The following is a 19,343-nucleotide window of genomic DNA, read 5'->3' on the forward strand; positions in this document are numbered from 1 at the left end:
ATAAAATCTTTTAAAACTGTCGAAGTGCTTTTTCCAATAGGAGTTATTCAGATCAGCTATGGATACACCACCACTTGAACCTGCTTGGATGAATTTATTGTTCCCAAGATAGATTCCCATATGAGAGATGCCAGATTTATAGGTTCCGGCAAAGAAGACTAAATCTCCAACTTGTGGATTATCAACATAATATGAACGGTCAAAGTATCCTTCACTGGAAAGACGGCTGATTTTTTTCCCTGCTTGATTGTAAACATAATAGATAAAACCGCTGCAATCAAAGCCGCTAGTTGTAGATCCACCCCATTTATACGGAATCCCTTCCAAACTTTTGGCTACACTGATGAGTTTGTCCACATTATAATCCACTTCGGACTTCGTATTACTACTCGAATTACTGCTCGAACTGGACGAAGATGAGCTGGATGAACTGTCTTTTGCTGCTCCAATGCTGAGTTTCTGTCCGATATAAATACGATCAGAGCTTAAGTTATTCCATTTTTTTAAATTTGATACACTAACACTATACTTTGCTGCGATTCTGGAAAGTGTATCACCGGATTTCACGGTGTAAACGGTAGCGGAATCTACTTTTTCTTTATTAGTAGATGTTGAAACAGAACTGGAACTGGAAGAACTAGTGGAATTATTATTCGCAGCTCCGATGTTCAACTTTTGCCCTACATAAATCATATCAGAGCTTAAGTTATTCCATTTCTTTAAATCTGATACACTAGCACCGTATTTTGTTCCAATTCCGGAAAGTGTGTCACCAGCTTTCACCGTGTACACAGTAGAAGATTTGGTAGTGGTTTCCTTTGGCTTGATTGTTGTCGATTCTGTTTTAACAGCACTGTCAGAACTCTTGTTACTTACGTTAAGCACATTGCCAGGATAAATTAACGTCGTCTCCAATCCATTCCATTTCATTAAATTTGTAAGTGAAATATTATGTTTGGAGGCAATCCCACTTAATGTATCTCCAGCTTTTACCGTATATGTAGTGGAAGTGCTTTTAGGCTTATCTGCTGTTTTTTTTGCAGAAGTTGTTGAAGTAGTGCTGGAACTGCTGCTTGAACCTGTTTCTAACGTTTGATTTGGATAAATAATATCCGAAGAAAGGTTATTTAATTCCTTAAGCTTTGAAACGGACGTATTATGTTTTTGTGCAATTGTCCATAACGAATCACCGCTTTGGACTTTGTAAGATGCAGCTTCAGCCTCATCTACCCCAACTATTACAGATGCAATGGCTGCACCAGCTGTAACCGACATGATCCTTTTTTTATTCGCCAATTTACCTTATCCTCCTATTAAACGATGTCTATTATGCATATTATATCCTTTTTTGGAAATAATAGATAGATTAATAGACAATTTGTTAGAAGATTTTTACGGGTAAGTTTCCAGGCTAACATAAAAGGTTTATGACAGCATGTTTACTACATTAAATACGTTTACCAGTATAATAAGGAGAATGGTTACATTAAAAATAAATTCAATTCTATCATTGTTAATTTTCTGGATAAGCTTGCTGCCAACCAATCCGCCTAAGACACCACCAAACATCATGTAGCCCAGCATGGATAAATCATATATGGCAAATCCTGTCGTACATGCAATAAGTATGAGTGCGGATAATTGAGAAAAGAAAATAATAAACGTAGAATTGATCACAGCATTTTTTGCATTCATGGAAAAAAGAAAATACAGTACGGCAACATTTAGAGGTCCGCCCCCGATTCCAAGAAAAGCGGAAAGCATCCCTAAAATAACTCCTACAGTTAATATTAAGCTTTTATTTTCTACGGTGTAAGCAGTCATATATTTTTTGTATTTCATATATAAAAAAATGAGAACTAAAATGAGTGCAAGCAGGCTGGACTGGATAACACCAGTAATCGTTGTCGATCCGAGTGTGAGTGAATAATTATATATGCCTTTTCCAAAAAATCCACCTAAAATAGACCCAATAGCAATAAGCAGACTGTGGCTTTTATCAAGCTTACCATGCATGGATTTTACCTGTAATAAAGAAACGGTGGACATGGTTAGAACCGTTGCGGCTGAAAGTACACCAATAGTTGATAAATCATAATGGCCAAAAAAGTCCAGCACCGGTTTAATAATGACTCCACCGCCTAGCCCTGCCATCGCGCCAATGACGGATGCGCTGAACCCGATTAAAAAGTATAAAAGAATCAGTATTTCAATCATCTCCAAGTATAAATCAAGTTGTACAAAATACATATCAAGTTTTGACAAACAATATAATCATACCAAAAGCAATGGTGCCTGTCACTTCCCGGTTTTTGTTGAAAAGTGTCGAATTAGGGAGGGGTTTTTAGGTATATTTTGATCGTTTTATGGAAGATTAATGATGAGTATTGCTTTTTGGAGGAGGAAATTTCTTGGGCATTGTTCTTATATCATTTTTAACTGGAATTGTACTGGGAATAGTATTTTCATTACTTAAATTGCCTATACCCGCTCCGCCTAATTTAGCCGGGGTCGTTGGGATAGTTGGAGTGTTTACCGGGTTTGTTCTTGTTAATTCTTTATTTTAGGTGGGATATCATGAAACTTAGTATACAATCATTTATTGCCGGAATCGTGATGGGGGCCATATTTTCATTACTTAATTTACCTATTCCAGCTCCGCCCAATTTAGCTGGTATTATGGGGATTGTCGGTATTTTTATCGGCTTTTTAATTATCAACCAGTTTAATAAAGCACGTGGGAAAACCGAAAATAGTAGCTAATCATATAATTACTAGAGTTCGACAAATAACGACAAATATCGGGAAGTGACAGGCACCGCTTTACAATCTGCTCGAGTGTTCCTATAATAAGGTATATTCCTATTTTTTACATTTGTTGGATTGAATATTCTGGCAAATAGGCATAACATCTGGAGGAGGAGTATGTATGAGGAATGTTAGATGGGGATTATTATTAATGCTGTGCCTGTTATTAACTGGATTAGTAGCATGTGGTGGACAGGACAATACAGAGCAATCAAATGAAACCCCTTCCACAGAAGGGACACAGGAACAGGGTGAACAAGTTTTAAATCTCTTAAGTGCAGAAACGATTACTTCCATGGACAGTTCGATGGCAACTGATTCCTATTCCTTTGAATTTCTGGGGGCTGCAATGGAAGGACTATACCGTTTAGATGAGAATTCTAATCCGGTTGAAGGCATTGCCACAGATCATGATGTAAGTGAAGATGGATTAACATGGACTTTTACTTTGCGTGAAGATGCACAGTGGTCCAATGGTGATCCGGTAACTGCCCATGATTTTGTCTATGCATGGAAACGTGCAGTTGATCCAAATACGGGTTCAGAATATGGTCCGTATATGATGAATGGTGTCATTAAAAATGCGGAAGCAATCAATAATGGTGAAATGGATGTAGAAGAACTTGGAGTGAGTGCCGATGGGGATTATAGTTTAGTAGTGGAACTGGAAAATCCCATTCCATATTTTGAATCACTAACTACTTTCCCAACGTTCTATCCGCAAAACGAAGCATTTGTGGAAGAACAAGGTGATGACTATGCGACAAGTACGGAAGCATTAGTTTTCAATGGACCTTTCACATTAGAAAACTGGAAAAGTACGAGCAATTCCTGGGAACTGGTAAAAAATGAAAGCTATTGGGATGCAGAAACTGTACAACTGGAAAAACTGACGTTTGAAGTGGTTAAAGATGCACAAACTGCAGTAAGACTATATGAAGAAGGTACCGTTGATCGTGCAGATTTATCATCTGATCTTGTTGATCAATATGCAACACACGAGAATTATACGGTAATTCCTGAAACGTTCATCTTTTATTTGAAGTTTAATCAAACAACGAGTGAGGCATTAGCAAACAAAGACGTCCGTGCAGCTATTAGCAGAGCTTTTAATAAAGAAGCATTAGTTACCGAAATCTTAAATGATGGTTCTCTTGTGGCCAATGGACTAATTCCTCAGGATTTCGTTCAAACACCGGATGGGGTTGACTTCCGTGAGGCAAATGGGGATCTTGTCACTCATGATGTGGAAGCAGCACAGGAGTTTTGGGAAAGAGGATTGGAAGAGCTTGGGACTGATACCGTAGAGCTCGAACTTTTATCCAGTGACAATGACGAAAGCAAAGTGATGGGAGAATATCTTGCAAATCAGCTTGAAACCAATCTTCCAGGTTTAGATATTAGTCTGAGGCGGGTACCATTTGAGCAACGCAAGGATTTAGACGCGAAGATGGATTATGATATTCAGATTTCCTCATGGGGACCAGACTATCTGGATCCGATGACATTTATGAATCTTTTCGTAACTGAAGGCGGAAATAACAAAATGGGTTATTCGAACGCTGAGTATGACCAGCTAATTAATGATGCGGCGACAACCAATGCATCAGATAAAGAGGCGCGTTATAATAACTTCCTGGAAGCTGAGCAGATTCTTTTTGAAGATGCAGCCATTGCACCGATTTATCAAAGCTCTACACCACAACTTGTTTCATCGAGAGTTCATGGAATTTATGTCAATCCATTTGGCCCAACCTATGAATATAAATGGGGAAGTGTGGAAGCAGGTGAATAATAAAGTTATTTTGAGAGGGGATCACTGATGAGGTGGTTCCTTCTTTTTTTAAAAAAGCTGGGTAAGTAAATTAGGCAAGAAATGGGTTCGGTTTAAAGCCTTAAGTTTAAACAGTTTGTCGTGTTGAAAATAATTCTGCGAAAACGACTGGGAGATGGTCTAATTTAAAGGAGAGAATCTTGCAGTAACCCAAGGGGGCTGCGCTAACAATCGAGTGAACATGATTTTTTCTAATATGGAGGATTAAGAATAAATGGTATGCAAAAAAAATATAAAGATATGGTAAACTAATTTTAAAAACTAAATATAAGTAATTCAATGGGGGTTCTAAAAGATTAGGGAGGTATTTCAATGAGTGGAAAAGTTCCATTGCTCGTCGATACAGAGTGGTTAGCAGAAAGACTGGAGGATCCGCATTTACGATTGCTGGATGCAACGACTTTTTTGAAGATTCCTGAGGAAGGCGGATATTATGATGTATGGTCGGGAAAAGAAGCTTATGAAAAAGGTCACATTCCCGGTGCAGTATTTGCTGACTTGTTGGAGGATTTTTCTGATCCAGATTCCGACTATACTTTTACATTGCCTGCGAGAGAGGAATTTGTTAGGAAAATTAGTGAATTAGGTGTTGGGGAAGGTACGTATGTTGTCGTTTATGACCAAGGTGTTGGCGGTGTTTCACACTGGGCATCCCGCCTTGTATGGCAACTACTCTTTGAAGGTTTTGATGATGTTGCTGTTCTTGAAGGTGGATTTACGAAATGGCGGGAGGAAGGACGTCCAGTTACAACAGAGCCAGGTTCCTATCCTCGCGGCAACTTTGTCGGAGAGCGGAGAGAGGATTTATTTGTAACAAAAGAGGATGTGAAAAAAGCGATCAATGACGAGGATACCGTTTTAATCAATAGTCTGTCAGAGGCTGATTTTAAGGGAGAGACCGATACGTATGCACGAAGCGGAAGGATTCCTAACAGTGTACATGTCTTTTCAGCTGGTCATACCAATTTTGAAACGAAGGAACTAAAAGAGGACGGAGAATTACGGGAAACGTTTGCAGAAGCTGGAGCACTGAATTCGGATAAAAAAGTAATCACATACTGTGGAAGTGGTATTGCTGCGACTTGGAATGCCTTACTGCTTAAGAAGTTAGGTCAGGACAATGTTGCCGTATATGACGGATCTATGACTGAATGGGCAGCAGACAAAGACCTCCCACTGGAAAAAGGCTAATAGGTCTTAGGTCCTGTCACTTCCTGGTTTTTGTCGTTATATGTCGAATGGGTGAAAAAACTTATAGGGTGGGTGAACAGGAGAGTGTACATTGAACTGTAATAAAAAGTATTGAAAATTGGATGATAAAAAAACGAACGGTGCCTGTCGACCGTTCGTTTTTTATGGATTATACAAATCCCTGTAATCCCTTACCCACCAAGGGTTTAACACACACCATTTCATTCGACAAAATTCGGGAAGTGACAGGCACCCTTATTGGCACCCTTATTCGGATGTTCTTGTTGTTTGGTATGGTAGGGTGTCCCAGAAGGATACGTCTTTCTCATTAATGGAGCCATCTGAGATTGCACGAACCGTCGCGTCTAAAGTGTTAACAGTTTGCTTAATTAAATAGCCATTGCTCTTCTGTCCGAGTACATAGGATTCATAAAAATGGTCGGACATGCCGCGCATTTCGAATAACAGGGTGGAGATACCATATTCTACGGCAATACCGTTTCGGGAAATCGTTTCAGCGGAACCGCCATTATATTTGCCTAAATGTCCCCAGCCAGTTGGTTCAATTTCATCAAACACGACAGCACCTAATTGCTTGGATTTATGAACGACTTCAGGATCGGCATTCTCTGTAGTTGGATAAAGGATGGAACCAGACACTAGTTCTCCATCACGTTCACTTTGTGCACCTTGATGATGGAGATCAATCATATAATCAATATCGTACGTATTTAACACATTATTATGAAGGGCCTGTGTTTCCGGGAAAACTTTGTTCACATGGTCGCGGTTTAAATCTTCACCGACAGCATTGTATCTCGTTAAATGACGGTCTCCACTTGCAATATAGTCATCTAATTCAAAATCAACATCTCCCATGGCACCATCAGGGTTGAGCATCGGTACAATTAACACATTAATATTTTCCAGAACACCTTTTGTTTTTCCAGTTCCAAGATGCTTAATGAATTCAAGTGCCCCTTCTGTCGTCAATTGCTCGTTTCCATGCTGCTGTGTTAGAAAAAGGATGGTTGGATTTTCCGGATTAGACATGTATTTAACAAGATATAAATCACGGCCTTTCATTGATTGCCCAATGACTTCCAATTCCATTTGGTCCTGTTTGGCTTCCTGTGTTTCGAGGAAATCAGCCATTTCATTATAGGTAGTAAGGATAGAAGTGTTTATTTGTTCGTTACCGTTGTAATTCGGACCATTTCCGACCGCATTGACAACTGGTGAAGCGATCGAAGTACCTCCAAACACCATTGCACCCGTAATCGCTAGCGTTAATCCCCTCTTGTTTATCTTTTTCATAGAATATCCCTCCATATTTTCGTTATGTTGTATGTTTCGTTGTAAATGAATAAAAACCCTTTAAAGGTACAAAAAATGATAAAGATTCCCTATTTTTAAATAAAATGACAGGGAATTGGATAGAGTTGTCTGGTTTAACCTGTGTAAAAAGTATGAGAAAAATTGATGGATAGAGGGGGATTGCCTTGTAGAGATTTCTCTATGCGGGATTTTAAATATTGGTAAATGCCGCTGGTTTTAATCGGAAATTCCTACCCAATCCTCGTCATTACTGATTGAACAAAATATGTTGTCAACGAATGAGGCTACAAGCACTCTATCATTCTTGTGGATAATTATTCAAAAGAAAGGATTAAATTAATGGGACGTGCTATTTATAAATCAATAACATTTGTGCTTTAAAACGAAAATGTTATAGAGAAGTCAGGACAGATCTACCATTTTCACTTTCCTAATCACTGGATAAAAATGACAAATATCTACAATTTTCGGGAACTGACAGGAAACAAACGAAGTATTTGAAATATTTTTAAAAGTGATTTATAATAAAATAAAGTGTTCGTAAAATAGAACGTGATAAATATCATGGGGGGATTAGAGTGATTGATGTGCAACGTAATATTTTACCTGAGTTGGATGGAGGAGCGAAGTCATTAACAGAAAGTATTGCGATAACAAGGGAAGCTGTCAATCAAGGTATTGAGAAAATTATTGCAACACCACAGTATAATGAAGAAACATCTACCAATAGTAGAGAAACCATTCTTCAATCTGTATATGATTTGAACGAAATATTACAGCAGGAGAATATTCCAGTTGAAATTTTACCAGGGCAGGAAATTAAAGTGTATGGAAATGTTAACGAAGACCTGATTGAAGATAAATTACTGCCATTAAATGAAAATAGTAATTACGTGTTGATTCAATTGCCAGATAATCATGTTCCACAATATTTCACACAAATTATATTTGATATGCAAATTGCTGGGTATAAACCAATTGTTGTGAGTCCTGAACAAAATGAGGAATTTATGAAAAATCCGGATAAATTATACTCTTTAGTTAAAAATGGGGCACTCACTCAAATTAGAGCGGAAAGTTTAATAGGGAAGGCCGGAAACAAGGTCCAGAAGTTTGCTTATCAAATAGCCGAAGCAAATCTAGCTCATTTTGTGGCTACGAACTATTTTGTAAAGAAGAGGAAAGTGGCTTTGCGGGCAGCGCTGAAGGAGATTGAAAGAAAATGTGGGGAGTCTATTCGATTCAAATTAAAGGACAATATACAAAAATTGGTAGATGGACAAGTTGTTTATCAGGATCCTCCCGAGCGAATTACGAAAAAACGGAAGTGGTTTCTGGTTTAAGGTGGATGAATGGTTTAGCGGTTATAAGTTTTGTATAGTACAAGGGTTTTTATTTAAATATACTATTGTATTAATGTAGAGAGATTAATAGAAAGGAAGAGAGTCACGAATAGTGGTTTTCTTCCTTTCTTTTAATTTGGAAATAAAATAATTCCGTTTTTAAAGTGAGTCGATGGGAAGTGAGACAAAAACCTAGTATTTACCAAATCTTTTAAAACTAGGGATTCGACAAATTCCGGGAAGTGACAGGCACCACTAGACATTTTTATTTCGGCCTGCTCCGATGCCAAATAGCATAACAACGAGGGAGATGCCTAAAATGGTTAGCAGCGGTATGGTCCAAGTTTGTGAAACATCAAAGAGAAAACCGATTAGAATTGGACCAACTGCTGCAAGAATATAGCCAAAGGTTTGAGCCATCCCTGAAAGTTCGGCTGCTTGTCTGGCCGTTTTCGTACGGAGCCCCAGGAATGTAAGTGCCAATGCGAATGTCCCTGATAAGGCAATCCCGATAAGAATGATGCTTATGATCATAGAAGCAGTGGATTGCCCAATTAACAATCCACCATATCCTAAGATTGAACAAAGCCCCATAACAATGACAAGCACGCGCTGAGACTGCATGCGTTCTGCAACAACTGGAACGATAAAGCTTGCTGGAAGTCCGATAAATTGGGTGAAGGATAGCAACCAGCCAGCTATTGTCATACTAGCACCATAATCATGCAAAATAGCAGGAAGCCAGGAAATCGTTACATAAAATAGAAATGACTGCGTTCCCATAAAAAGGGCCACTTGCCAGGCGAGCGGAGATTTCCACATTTGCTGGTCAGAACGGATAAAACGGCTTTCTACATGGTGTTCCGAATGCGCTTTACGTGATAGATAATAGACTGGAATGATGGCAAGGATTGCGGGTGTTGCCCAAATGAATAATGCGAATTGCCAGCCTAAGTTCATTACACTTGCTAATGGTACACTTAATCCGGAGGCAGTCGCAGCGATAACTCCCATGGCAGTGGAATAAACACTTGTCATGACACCAATACGGTTCGGGAATTTATCTTTAATTAAGCTAGGTAAAAGTACATTCAAGATGGCAATTCCTAATCCAATCAATAACGTACCTGTAAAAAGCAGGAAGATGATGGACATGGAGCGAATGCTGATGCCTATAAGCAGTAAGATTAATCCAATCACCATTGCCCGTTCATTTGAATAACGATTTCCAAGCTTTGGTGCAATTGGCGACATGATGGCAAAGGCTATGAGCGGAAGGCTTGTTAATAATCCTACACTGGAATTCGTTAAGCCCAAATCTTCGCGTATAGTGCTGATAAGCGGCCCCACAGATGTGATGGCAGGCCGTAAATTAAAAGCAATTAGAATAACTCCAGTGATGAGAAAAAATTGATATATGTTTCTGGTCTGTTGCGATGTTCGATCTAAATCCATGCTATGAACTCCCTTCACACAACAATATTTACTATAGCATAAAAATTCTCAGAAATTGTAAAAATAGGTAATAGTATATTATTCGACAAAATACGCCAAATTCCGGGAAGTGACAGGCACCAAAAAGGAACCAAAAAGCACCAAAAAGCATCAAATCAAAAAAAGGCTGTTGTTATGATTGGAACATTACAACAGCCCTTCTTGTTCATATAGATAGTCATATGGAATATCAATGAAGATATATTTGTTATCAGAGATCGGATAAGAATAGGTTCGGATTTGTTCATCCCGTTCTATATCGGTGTACAAATCAGATAAAATGCCTTTTTTCTCCACATTCATGCGTACGATGTTTTCAAAGAAATATGGACGCCAGCTCCAGTTCTTCTGCCTTCCCTCATAATGAAGTTCCCAATTTCCATCTTTACTTTTTTCCGCATTGGATGATAATTGGATTCCCTCATCACTGCAGATATACACTCGAAAGGCAAACTGGCTGCATGCATGGCCGACGGTAAAAATAATTTCATCGTATGGAGCATCGCCTTTGATGTCTTGCATTGTAGTGCTGAATTGCTGATTAATTCGATTAGATAGCTCCAACTGGGCTTTCATTTTTTTCTTTTCATAATTAACAAAGAGCTGAAAATCTCTTTCTATGATTTCTTTACAGGAATCGATTTCTGCAAAATGTGGCTTGGATGGTGATAAGTAACGACCTTGGTAATACCTTCCACCATTTCGCCATGCATAATTAAATTGGTTGTATGTAGAAATACCTTTGAAAAGTAATGTAGCACCAATTTTACGTGCAAGCATGGAAATGGAATAATGGACTTCACGGTATAAGTGTGGCAATGCATCATCTTTTAGAAAACTGACATCAATTTTAACGATATTTGGTTCAAAATGTGTTAATCTCCCAAGGTTACCATTTGTTTTTCCCACATCGTCCAAGGCGATTTGAATTCCCAGTGTTTTCATGTATTTAAATAGCTGCCGTAGAGAATCCATTTCTTCCGTGATTTGCTCTTCTTTGATTTCGATAACAATTCTGTTTAGGTTAAGACCTTTCTTTTCATAGGATTGCAAAAGAGAAAGCAATGTCTCGCCGTCATCTTTGTATAGCAGATGCGCATTATAATTAATAAATAGAACGAGTGATTCGTCAGATTTAATGCTAATAAAGTGATCCAGAGCCTTTTGCTGGATCCAATGGTTTACTTCTAATTGAAAATCATGAGGTATGGATGGATCTTTAAAAAACCAGTCAAGCCGCTGTATTTCATCTTCTTCATCCAAATAATATGCCTTCACTTCATAACCAATGACCTGCCTTGTGTCAGCACTTACTACAGGCTGATAATAAGGAATGACTTGCTCTAAATTCATCATAATATCTAATGGATCCACTATCTCATACACCTCCATTACAACTCTTGCAACAATACTTATTATACCATAATTCAGGGGTGCCTGTTACTTCCCGAAATTTGTTGATTTGCAATTATTTATAGGAAATTTAATGCAGAAGTCGAAAAAAGTAGTGTAAAATTGATATGGGTTTAAGGAAAGTTATATACTAGAGGATATTATGGAATGATTAGGAGGAATCTTTAAGTGAAAATTGCAGTAGCAGGTACTGGGTATGTTGGGTTGTCCAATGCCGTACTCTTAGCGCAACATCACGAAGTTAAAGCACTTGATATTATAGAAGAGAAAGTCAATATGATTAACGATAAAAAATCACCTATTGTGGATAAAGAAATTGAAGAATTTTTAAAAACGAAAGAGTTGAATTTACAAGCAACGACAGATCATAAAGAGGCATATCAAGATGCCAGGTTTGTTATCATCTCCACACCGACAAACTATGATCCCGATAAAAACTATTTTGATACAAGAACAGTAGAAACGGTAATTGAAAATGTCCTGTCTGTAAACCCGGATGCAGTGATGATTATCAAATCAACCATTCCAGTTGGGTATACGCAGGGAATCAGAGAGAAATTTAACACAGAAAATATTATCTTTTCCCCAGAATTTTTAAGGGAAGGAAAAGCATTATATGATAATTTGTATCCTTCTCGAATTATAGTAGGGGAGCAGTCTGAGCGTGCTCGGGTATTTGCGGACTTATTAGTGGAAGGTGCGGTGAAGGAAGATATCCCCGTTTTATTCACTGATTCCACAGAGGCAGAGGCAATCAAATTATTTGCTAATACATATCTTGCAATGCGAGTGGCATTCTTCAATGAACTGGACAGTTATGCCGAAATCCGCGGGTTAAACACGAAGCAAATTATTGAAGGGGTCGGGCTGGATCCTAGGATTGGCACACATTACAATAATCCATCATTCGGTTATGGCGGCTATTGTCTGCCGAAAGATACGAAACAGCTGCTTGCCAACTATGAAGATGTTCCAAATAACATTATTTCAGGGATTGTCGATGCTAACCGTACAAGAAAAGATCATATTGCTGAAATGATTTTGAAGCGAAATCCGAAAATTGTTGGTATCTATCGGTTAACGATGAAAATGGATTCAGATAACTTCAGGCAATCCTCTATCCAGGGTGTAATGAAACGCATTAAGGCAAAAGGGGTAGAAGTGGTTGTATACGAACCCGTACTGGAGTCGGACAATTTTTATAACTCCAGGGTCATTAAAGATTTTGATGAATTTAAAGAGATCAGTGATGTCATTGTCGCCAATCGAATGTCAGATGACTTGGCTGATGTGGAAGAAAAAGTATATACCAGAGATTTGTACAGTCGAGACTAAGCTTGATTTGCCTGACAGGAGTGCTGGAATTGTGTAAAGCATTATCAAACAAAAAATGTTGAGGTATGAAATCATGTACAGTTATATGAAAAGTAAAATCCAAACTTATAAACAGGAAAATGAAGAAAGGGGACGGTTTTTAATTAAATGCCCCGATCAGCCGGGAATTGTATCGGCTGTTTCCGAGTTTCTCTTCAAATATGATGCAAATATCGTGGAATCGGATCAGTATACGATGGATCCGGAGGGCGGAGAATTTTTTATGCGAATCGAGTTTGACTGCCCGGATTTGCAAGAGAAAGCCGGTAAAATGGAAGATGAGTTTCAACCAATCGCGGAAGAATTTAAGATGGACTGGAAACTTATGTATGTTAGTCAACTGAAAAACATGGCTATTTTTGTGTCCAAAGAACCCCACTGCCTACTTGAATTATTATGGGAATATCAAAACGGAGACTTAATGGCCAATATTGCACTAGTAATCAGTAATCATGAATCTTGCCGGGAAACAGTTGAAGCCCATGGAATCCCGTTTTACTACATCCCAGCAAATAAGGATATTCGTAGGGAAGTGGAGGAAAAACAGAAACAGTTGTTGAAAGAATACAATGTTGATTTAATCGTGCTTGCCCGATACATGCAAATCTTAACGGATGATTTTGTCAGAGATTTTAAAAACCAGATTATTAATATTCACCACTCTTTCCTGCCAGCTTTTATTGGGGCCAAGCCATATGAACGTGCCTATCAAAGAGGGGTAAAAATGATAGGCGCCACCTCACACTACGTGACAAGCGATCTTGATGAAGGGCCAATAATTGAACAGGATATTGGAAGAGTAAACCACCGTGATAATGAGAAGGATTTGAAAAAAATTGGACAGGCCATTGAACGAAGTGTCCTTGCCCGAGCAGTGAAATGGCACTTGGGAGACCGAATAATCGTCCATAAAAATAAAACCATTGTCTTTTAGGTGCCTGTCACTTCCCGAATTTTGTCGAATGATGTCGATGGTTTAGGAATGCTGGTATGAAGCAGTTTTTACCAGGTTTAAAAGCGTATTAAAGTCAATTAGTAAAACTTGTAGTCAATCGCCTTATAGAGAATATGTTCGTCTTTCTTATATTTGGCACGTTAAAATGTTAGTTCCGTCAATCCACTTCTGGGCTAAAATTTTATCCTTTCGCAGCGTGAAGAAAAGTTGCAGGAATAATCATAATTATTCCTGCAACTTTTTTTATAACAGAATATTTTGCATTAAATTCTTATAGAAAACCTCTTACCAAGATATCGACAATAACCGACAAAAACCGGAAAGTGACAGGCACCATTTTGATTCTTTTGGACTATAAAAGTTCACAATTTTCTTAATCTATATTAATGTTGATTTGCTAGAATTATCGATGAGAAATAATAGAGAGGAGAGGTAGGATGAATAGAAAGCGTTGGGTAAGCATGTTGTTGGCGGCAAATGTAGCCATGGTGTCGTTTATACCTGCAGTATATGTGAAGGCAGAAACTAATCCGATTTCGGAGGCTCGTTCTGCATCATCAGATCGTACGGAACCGATTGTCACGGTCGGCCCGGCTGGGAAAACGCTTCTGGCAAATGAAGAGGAAACAACGATCGCACCTGGGATTCAGGTGAGCAGTTTTGAGCGCTTTGATGCACGCGGGTGGTTAAATGGGGAAGTGATGACCGTTGATTTATCTCAGGATTCTGTGTCTGCGGATTTGCTTTATCCAGGGGTAGTTACAGATGCAAAGCCACTTTCGGAAATGGCAAATGATGCAGGAGCAGTAGGCGGTGTGAATGGGGACTTTTTCGATATTAATCATACGAAAGCACCGTCTGGAACGATGATTCAAAATGGAGAATTCATCAAAGGTCCACAAGGCTCCCATACATTAACGGCTGGAGTGGATGAACAGGAACTTGGTCAGATTACATCGATTTTTTTGGAAGGCACAGTAAAGCTTCCAGATGCAGATATCCCATTAGCTGCATTGAACCAATCAAGCATTCCGGCAAATGGAATCGGACTTTATACATCGGTTTGGGGACAAGCAGAACGTCCTTCAAGTGGAAGCCCGGTTTATGAAGTGATACTTCAGGACGGAAAGGTAGTGGAAGTTTCAGATCAAGCAGGAAAAGGTCCGATTGAGGAAAATACGCTAGTTCTAGTTGGCCGTGAAGAGGGAGCCAATCATTTAAAAGAACTTTCCGTTGGCGATGAGGTTGAAGTTTCCTATGCCCCTAAGGTTGATGGGGATACGTTAATGGACTTTGCGGTTGGAGGAAATGTGAAGCTCGTTGAAAACGGAAATGTGCCGGAAAACTTAGATGATACTACTACAGCACCAAGGACAGCGGTTGGTTTTTCGGAAGACGGAAAAACGATGATTCTCGCATTGGTGGATGGGCGTCAAACCGACAGCCGTGGAATGACGTATAAAGAGTTAGGCGAATTAATGAAGGAGCACGGTGCATACCAGGCATTAAATATCGATGGTGGTGGATCCTCGACGATGGTTGCACGTATGCCAGGTTATGAAGATGCAGAAGTAGTCAACAATCCATCTGATGGAACAGAGAGGTCGGTTCCAAATGGAATTGGGATTTTTGCGGAAGCAGGAAGTGGTGAACTGAAGCACTTTGCCGTGGAAACATTGGTGGATACTGAGTATAGTAACCGGATTTTTCCTGGCCTAAGCAGAAGTTTTATCGGGCTTGGCCATGACGAAAATTACTCTCCGGTTGAAGTTGGGGAAATTAGCTGGCAGGCACTTCCTGCAGATGTTGGTTCTTTTGATGAAAATGGTGTTTTCTATGCGAAAAAATCCGGAAAAGCAGTAGCAGAGGCACAAATTAAATCGTCTAAAGGAACTTCGGAAATCACCGTGCTTGGTGAGTTAGATAGAATTGAAACGACGGATTCCTATCTTGGAATGGAAATCGGAAGAACAGGGGATTTTTCAGTTATTGGTTATGATGAGGGTGGATATTCAGCGCCAATTGAACCAAGAGATATAGAGCTGGAGTATGATGAATCCGTCATTCGAGTGGAAGAAAAAGAGGATGGCAGCTATTCAGTTGAACCGGTTCAGGATGGGGAATCGACAACCATTTCTGTTACGGTACAGGATAAGGAAACACAACTTCCGGTTACAGTCGGTTTAGCTGAAGTGAATATTTCCGATTTTGAAAACAGTGATGGCTGGTCGTCCACCAAATATCCTTCCAGTGTCGGTTCTTCAATGGAACTAGTAGATGGCAGGGAAGGTAATGGAATCCAGCTTAGCTATGACTTTTCAACGACTACTGCCACACGTGCTGCTTATTTGCAGGCATCACCGAGACTGGATCTTCCAGGTGATGTGCAAAAAATGGGGTTATGGGTTCATGGAGATGGAAATGGTGCCTGGCTTCGTACCGTAATAGAAGATGCTTCAGGTACGAATTATACGCTAACATTGGCAAGTCAAGTGAACTGGACAGGATGGAAATATGTGGAAACAACCTTGCCTGATGAAATTCAATATCCTGTGAAATTATGGCGCATTTACCCTGTAGAGACGAATCCAAATGAACAGTATACAGGGCAGCTTATTTTCGATGATTTGACAGTGGAGGTTCCTCCAACGATTGAAATGACAGAACAGGGGGCAAAGGTAGAGGACCCACTTATTATTCAAAATGGCATGATTGATGAGGATCGCTGGAACTTTGCAGTATTAGCGGATAGTCAGTTTGTTGCAAGTTCGCCAAATAGCTCTCAGGTGCAAATGGCAAGAGAGTCATTGCAGCAAATCGTAGCAGAAGAGCCTGATTTTCTAGTTATTAATGGTGACCTTGTAGATACCGCTTGGGAAGAGGATTTTGAGTTTGCCAAGCAAGTGTTGGAGGAGGAAGTAGGAGATGAATTCCCTATCTATTATATTCCTGGCAACCATGAAATCGCTGGCTCAGGAGATTTAGATAATTTCCTGAAAGTCTTTGAAGAAAATCGGTATACCTTTGATCACAAGGGAACAAGATTTATTTTACTGGATACATCCACTGGAAGTTTCCGAACGAGTGACTTTGAACAATTAATCGAGCTAAAAGAGTCGTTGCAGGAAGCAGCCTCTGATTCATCGATTAATAATGTCGTAGTATTTGGCCACCATCCAACACGTGATCCACTGCCAACGAATAACAGTCAGCTGTCTGATAGAAAAGAAGTGGATTTAATAGAAACATGGCTGACTGATTTTCGCGAGGAGTCAGGTGGGAAAGGTTCTATGTATATTAGTGGACATGCACATACGGTAAATCTGGAACGTGTGGAAGGTGTGCCATATATGGTAGTTGGACCAGCTGGGAAATCACCATATGGATCACCTGAAAATGGAGGATTCTTCTCTTGGACAATGTTTGGTGTCGACCCTACACCTGTACCGGACCAGGCTGTAGGACCTGAAAAGGCAGCAGAGAACAGTAAGGTGAGCGGACCAGACTGGATTCAAGCGGAGGTTCGCCCATTATTAGAGTCGATTACAGTGGACGCTCCGGAAGAACTAGGAGTAGGTGATGTGATGGAATTGAGTGCAACTGGACATCAGCAAGGAGGTTTAGAATTTCCACTGCGCTATCCTGCATCGGTTAGCTGGGAAGGAAGCGAAAATGTCTTTGTTGGGACCGGTAGCAATCTTGAAAAAGCCGAAAAATTCGAAGACTACATTGCAACGTTCAATACTGATACTAACGAATTAAAAGCATTAAAAGCTGGCGATATTTCGTTGAAGGTAACATCAAATAATACAGATGTGGTCAAGGAAATAACGATTAAGTAGAAAAGAGAGGGTGCCAATTTTGGATTGGCACCCTCTTTATTGTTTTAATCACATGATTCCTGCTACGAATTACATCTAGTTTATTTCTCTTCAGGGAAAACTTCCAATGCAATAAACTGGGTAATTTGTGTATCATTAAAATTATTATCGGAAACTAGCACTAAACTGTCATTTCCATTTGGAAGCTTTTTGCCCCAAGTCATTCCCTCTACATTATCTACTTTATCCAGTTCGAGTGAATTTAGATTAACGACAAGTTCCTTTTCAACCGTTGTGATTTCTTCATTTTGAATTGCTTCCATATCACGAATATCCGTTGCCCCGGTTATATCTATTTTGTAGACGCGGACATAATTGCTGTAGCTGCCATCATCGGCTTGGACACTTGCACGCTCTAAAACAAGAAATTCGTGATCATTAATGGAAAGAATTTCAGTAACGCCATTATCAGCATGTTTCCCCTCGCCAGGCTGTTCTGGAATTGCATCAATTGGATAAGCGTATTCCGCTAAAACGTTGCCTTCTCGGTCATATTGAGTAATTCTGGAAAGGGCCCCGTTTTCTGGAGTTGGAATGTCATCATCCTGAATGAGCGGGCCTTCCATTGCTGTCCAGAAAGTTTGTCCATCTGCTGAAAAAGTGCTGCCCTCTAATGCTAAATTATTACGGAAACCTTTCTGGCCTTCTTCATCCATTATGGCTGTATCTGTTACTGGAATTTCTAACAAGTGAGTACCATCCAAGGATGCTTCACGAATAAATGGGTTTAATCCAAGATTCCGATCTCCTTCACTGGTGTACAAAATGCTACCTTCGTTTAATGGATCAAAACGAATCGATTCCGGATCTGCTACGACACCTCCTGATTCAGTTGTATACTCCGTCCGATTCGGATACACACTGCCATCTTCTTGTTCCAGGAAGGTGACGTCGACGAGGTTAACGTTCTGAAAATCATTTGAATTATAGTTTACTTTTGCCTCATAAAAACGTGCTGGATTTAGGTCTGAGCGGTCGTCACTGAGAACGAGCCATTTGTTGTTTTTCGGATTGTACGTAATGCCTGAAAATCCGCCAACGGTTGTTCCTTTGTAGACCATGTTGTGGGAGAGATTTTGTGAACCTATTAATTTCACTTCACCAACTGTACGTACTGTTTCCTCCAGTTGCTGTTTTGGTACTTGAACTGCTGGAACTGCTTCTGATCCGTTCGGTGTGTGCGTGTTTGCCATTACAGGGGATGCGCTTAGGGTAAATCCTGCTAAACAAGCGGTAGTCATACTTACCACGGCTATTTTAGTGAATTTGTTCATATCCTTTCTCCTTTCCTAAATCTATTATTCAATGCTAGTTTATCTCAATTGTTTTAATCTTGTATAAACCAGATTTGTAGATTAAGTAAAAGAAAATGAGTAAATAGGCTTAGGTCTATAGAAGGGGAGTGAATCGCCAAAAAAACAAAATTCGACAAAATCCGGGAAGTGACAGGCACCGACATAGGCACCAATCATAAGAAAAAGCTGCTAGAATAAGAGTTTTATTCTAGCAGCTACTTTATTTTTAACTTTCATTCTCTTTTAAATCCCTTGGTAAAAGGGGAGGGAGTCGCATAGACAAATATTGACAAATTTCAGGAAGTGTCTAGCTCCAGCGCCCAGCGACTAGTGTAACTTCCTTCACCTTCGTATGAAAAGTCGATAGATTCGTTAGGGTTAAGGATTGTTCGATTAAAATCACCGCTTTGTGTGGTA

Annotated in this window: 14 protein-coding genes; 8 read left to right on the top strand and 6 right to left on the bottom strand. The window is 39.5% G+C overall.

Translation table 11 applies throughout. From position 1 onward, the window contains the following. Together GMJ66_RS18690 and GMJ66_RS18695 are read right to left on the bottom strand one after the other, a co-directional pair. Positions 1–1,296: C40 family peptidase (locus GMJ66_RS18690; protein WP_231514983.1), on the bottom strand; the 1,296-nt coding region annotated here is incomplete at its 3' end. A gap of 129 nt (positions 1,297–1,425) precedes the next feature. After that, a complete protein-coding gene (locus tag GMJ66_RS18695) occupies positions 1,426–2,265 on the bottom strand; it encodes a sulfite exporter TauE/SafE family protein (RefSeq protein WP_231514984.1) in 840 nt (279 codons plus the stop codon). Positions 2,266–2,411: 146 nt separating this feature from the next. Between GMJ66_RS18695 and GMJ66_RS18700 the strand changes: the two genes are divergently transcribed. From GMJ66_RS18700 to GMJ66_RS18715, 4 genes are all read left to right on the top strand, one after another. Beyond that, positions 2,412–2,567: a XapX domain-containing protein gene (locus tag GMJ66_RS18700; RefSeq protein WP_156291836.1), complete on the top strand. Its 156-nt coding sequence runs from the start codon at positions 2,412–2,414 to the stop codon at positions 2,565–2,567. Between the two features lie 10 nt (positions 2,568–2,577). Next, a complete protein-coding gene (locus GMJ66_RS18705) occupies positions 2,578–2,763 on the top strand; it encodes a XapX domain-containing protein (protein ID WP_156291837.1) in 186 nt (61 codons plus the stop codon). Positions 2,764–2,929: 166 nt separating this feature from the next. Next, on the top strand, positions 2,930–4,603 hold the full coding sequence (locus GMJ66_RS18710) for a peptide ABC transporter substrate-binding protein (RefSeq protein WP_156291838.1): 1,674 nt from the start codon (positions 2,930–2,932) through the stop codon (positions 4,601–4,603). A gap of 351 nt (positions 4,604–4,954) precedes the next feature. Next, entirely contained in the window at positions 4,955–5,833 is an 879-nt protein-coding gene (locus GMJ66_RS18715) for a sulfurtransferase (protein ID WP_156291839.1), read from the top strand. Between the two features lie 267 nt (positions 5,834–6,100). On the opposite strand, the gene GMJ66_RS18720 is transcribed toward GMJ66_RS18715, so the two are convergent. Continuing rightward, positions 6,101–7,150 (bottom strand): M14 family zinc carboxypeptidase, encoded by a 1,050-nt coding sequence (locus GMJ66_RS18720; RefSeq protein ID WP_156291840.1) that lies wholly within the window; start codon positions 7,148–7,150, stop codon positions 6,101–6,103. 599 nt (positions 7,151–7,749) lie between these two features. Between GMJ66_RS18720 and GMJ66_RS18725 the strand changes: the two genes are divergently transcribed. Next, on the top strand, positions 7,750–8,514 hold the full coding sequence (locus GMJ66_RS18725) for a tyrosine-protein phosphatase (protein ID WP_156291841.1): 765 nt from the start codon (positions 7,750–7,752) through the stop codon (positions 8,512–8,514). A gap of 255 nt (positions 8,515–8,769) precedes the next feature. Here GMJ66_RS18725 and GMJ66_RS18730 read toward each other — a convergent pair whose 3' ends face one another. Further along, positions 8,770–9,969 (bottom strand): CynX/NimT family MFS transporter, encoded by a 1,200-nt coding sequence (locus GMJ66_RS18730; protein ID WP_156291842.1) that lies wholly within the window; start codon positions 9,967–9,969, stop codon positions 8,770–8,772. Positions 9,970–10,155: 186 nt separating this feature from the next. Then, positions 10,156–11,382: an EAL domain-containing protein gene (locus GMJ66_RS18735; protein ID WP_156291843.1), complete on the bottom strand. Its 1,227-nt coding sequence runs from the start codon at positions 11,380–11,382 to the stop codon at positions 10,156–10,158. A gap of 207 nt (positions 11,383–11,589) precedes the next feature. On the opposite strand from GMJ66_RS18735, the gene GMJ66_RS18740 reads away from it, so the two are divergent. The 3 genes from GMJ66_RS18740 to GMJ66_RS18750 all read left to right on the top strand — a co-directional run bounded on the left by GMJ66_RS18740 (position 11,590) and on the right by GMJ66_RS18750 (position 17,592). Beyond that, positions 11,590–12,756: a nucleotide sugar dehydrogenase gene (locus tag GMJ66_RS18740; protein WP_156291844.1), complete on the top strand. Its 1,167-nt coding sequence runs from the start codon at positions 11,590–11,592 to the stop codon at positions 12,754–12,756. A gap of 73 nt (positions 12,757–12,829) precedes the next feature. Then, positions 12,830–13,729: a formyltetrahydrofolate deformylase gene (purU, locus tag GMJ66_RS18745; protein ID WP_156291845.1), complete on the top strand. Its 900-nt coding sequence runs from the start codon at positions 12,830–12,832 to the stop codon at positions 13,727–13,729. Positions 13,730–14,187: 458 nt separating this feature from the next. Continuing rightward, a complete protein-coding gene (locus GMJ66_RS18750; protein WP_156291846.1) occupies positions 14,188–17,592 on the top strand; it encodes a phosphodiester glycosidase family protein in 3,405 nt (1,134 codons plus the stop codon). An 80-nt stretch (positions 17,593–17,672) separates the two neighbouring features. On the opposite strand, the gene GMJ66_RS18755 is transcribed toward GMJ66_RS18750, so the two are convergent. Further along, the gene (locus tag GMJ66_RS18755; protein ID WP_231514985.1) at positions 17,673–18,905 is read right to left on the bottom strand and encodes an esterase-like activity of phytase family protein; all 1,233 of its coding nucleotides are present in this window, start codon (positions 18,903–18,905) and stop codon (positions 17,673–17,675) included. Between the last annotated feature and the right edge of the window lie 438 nt (positions 18,906–19,343).

The organism is Oceanobacillus salinisoli (genome assembly GCF_009733865.1).
Classification (GTDB): Bacteria; Bacillota; Bacilli; order Bacillales; family Amphibacillaceae; genus Oceanobacillus; species Oceanobacillus salinisoli.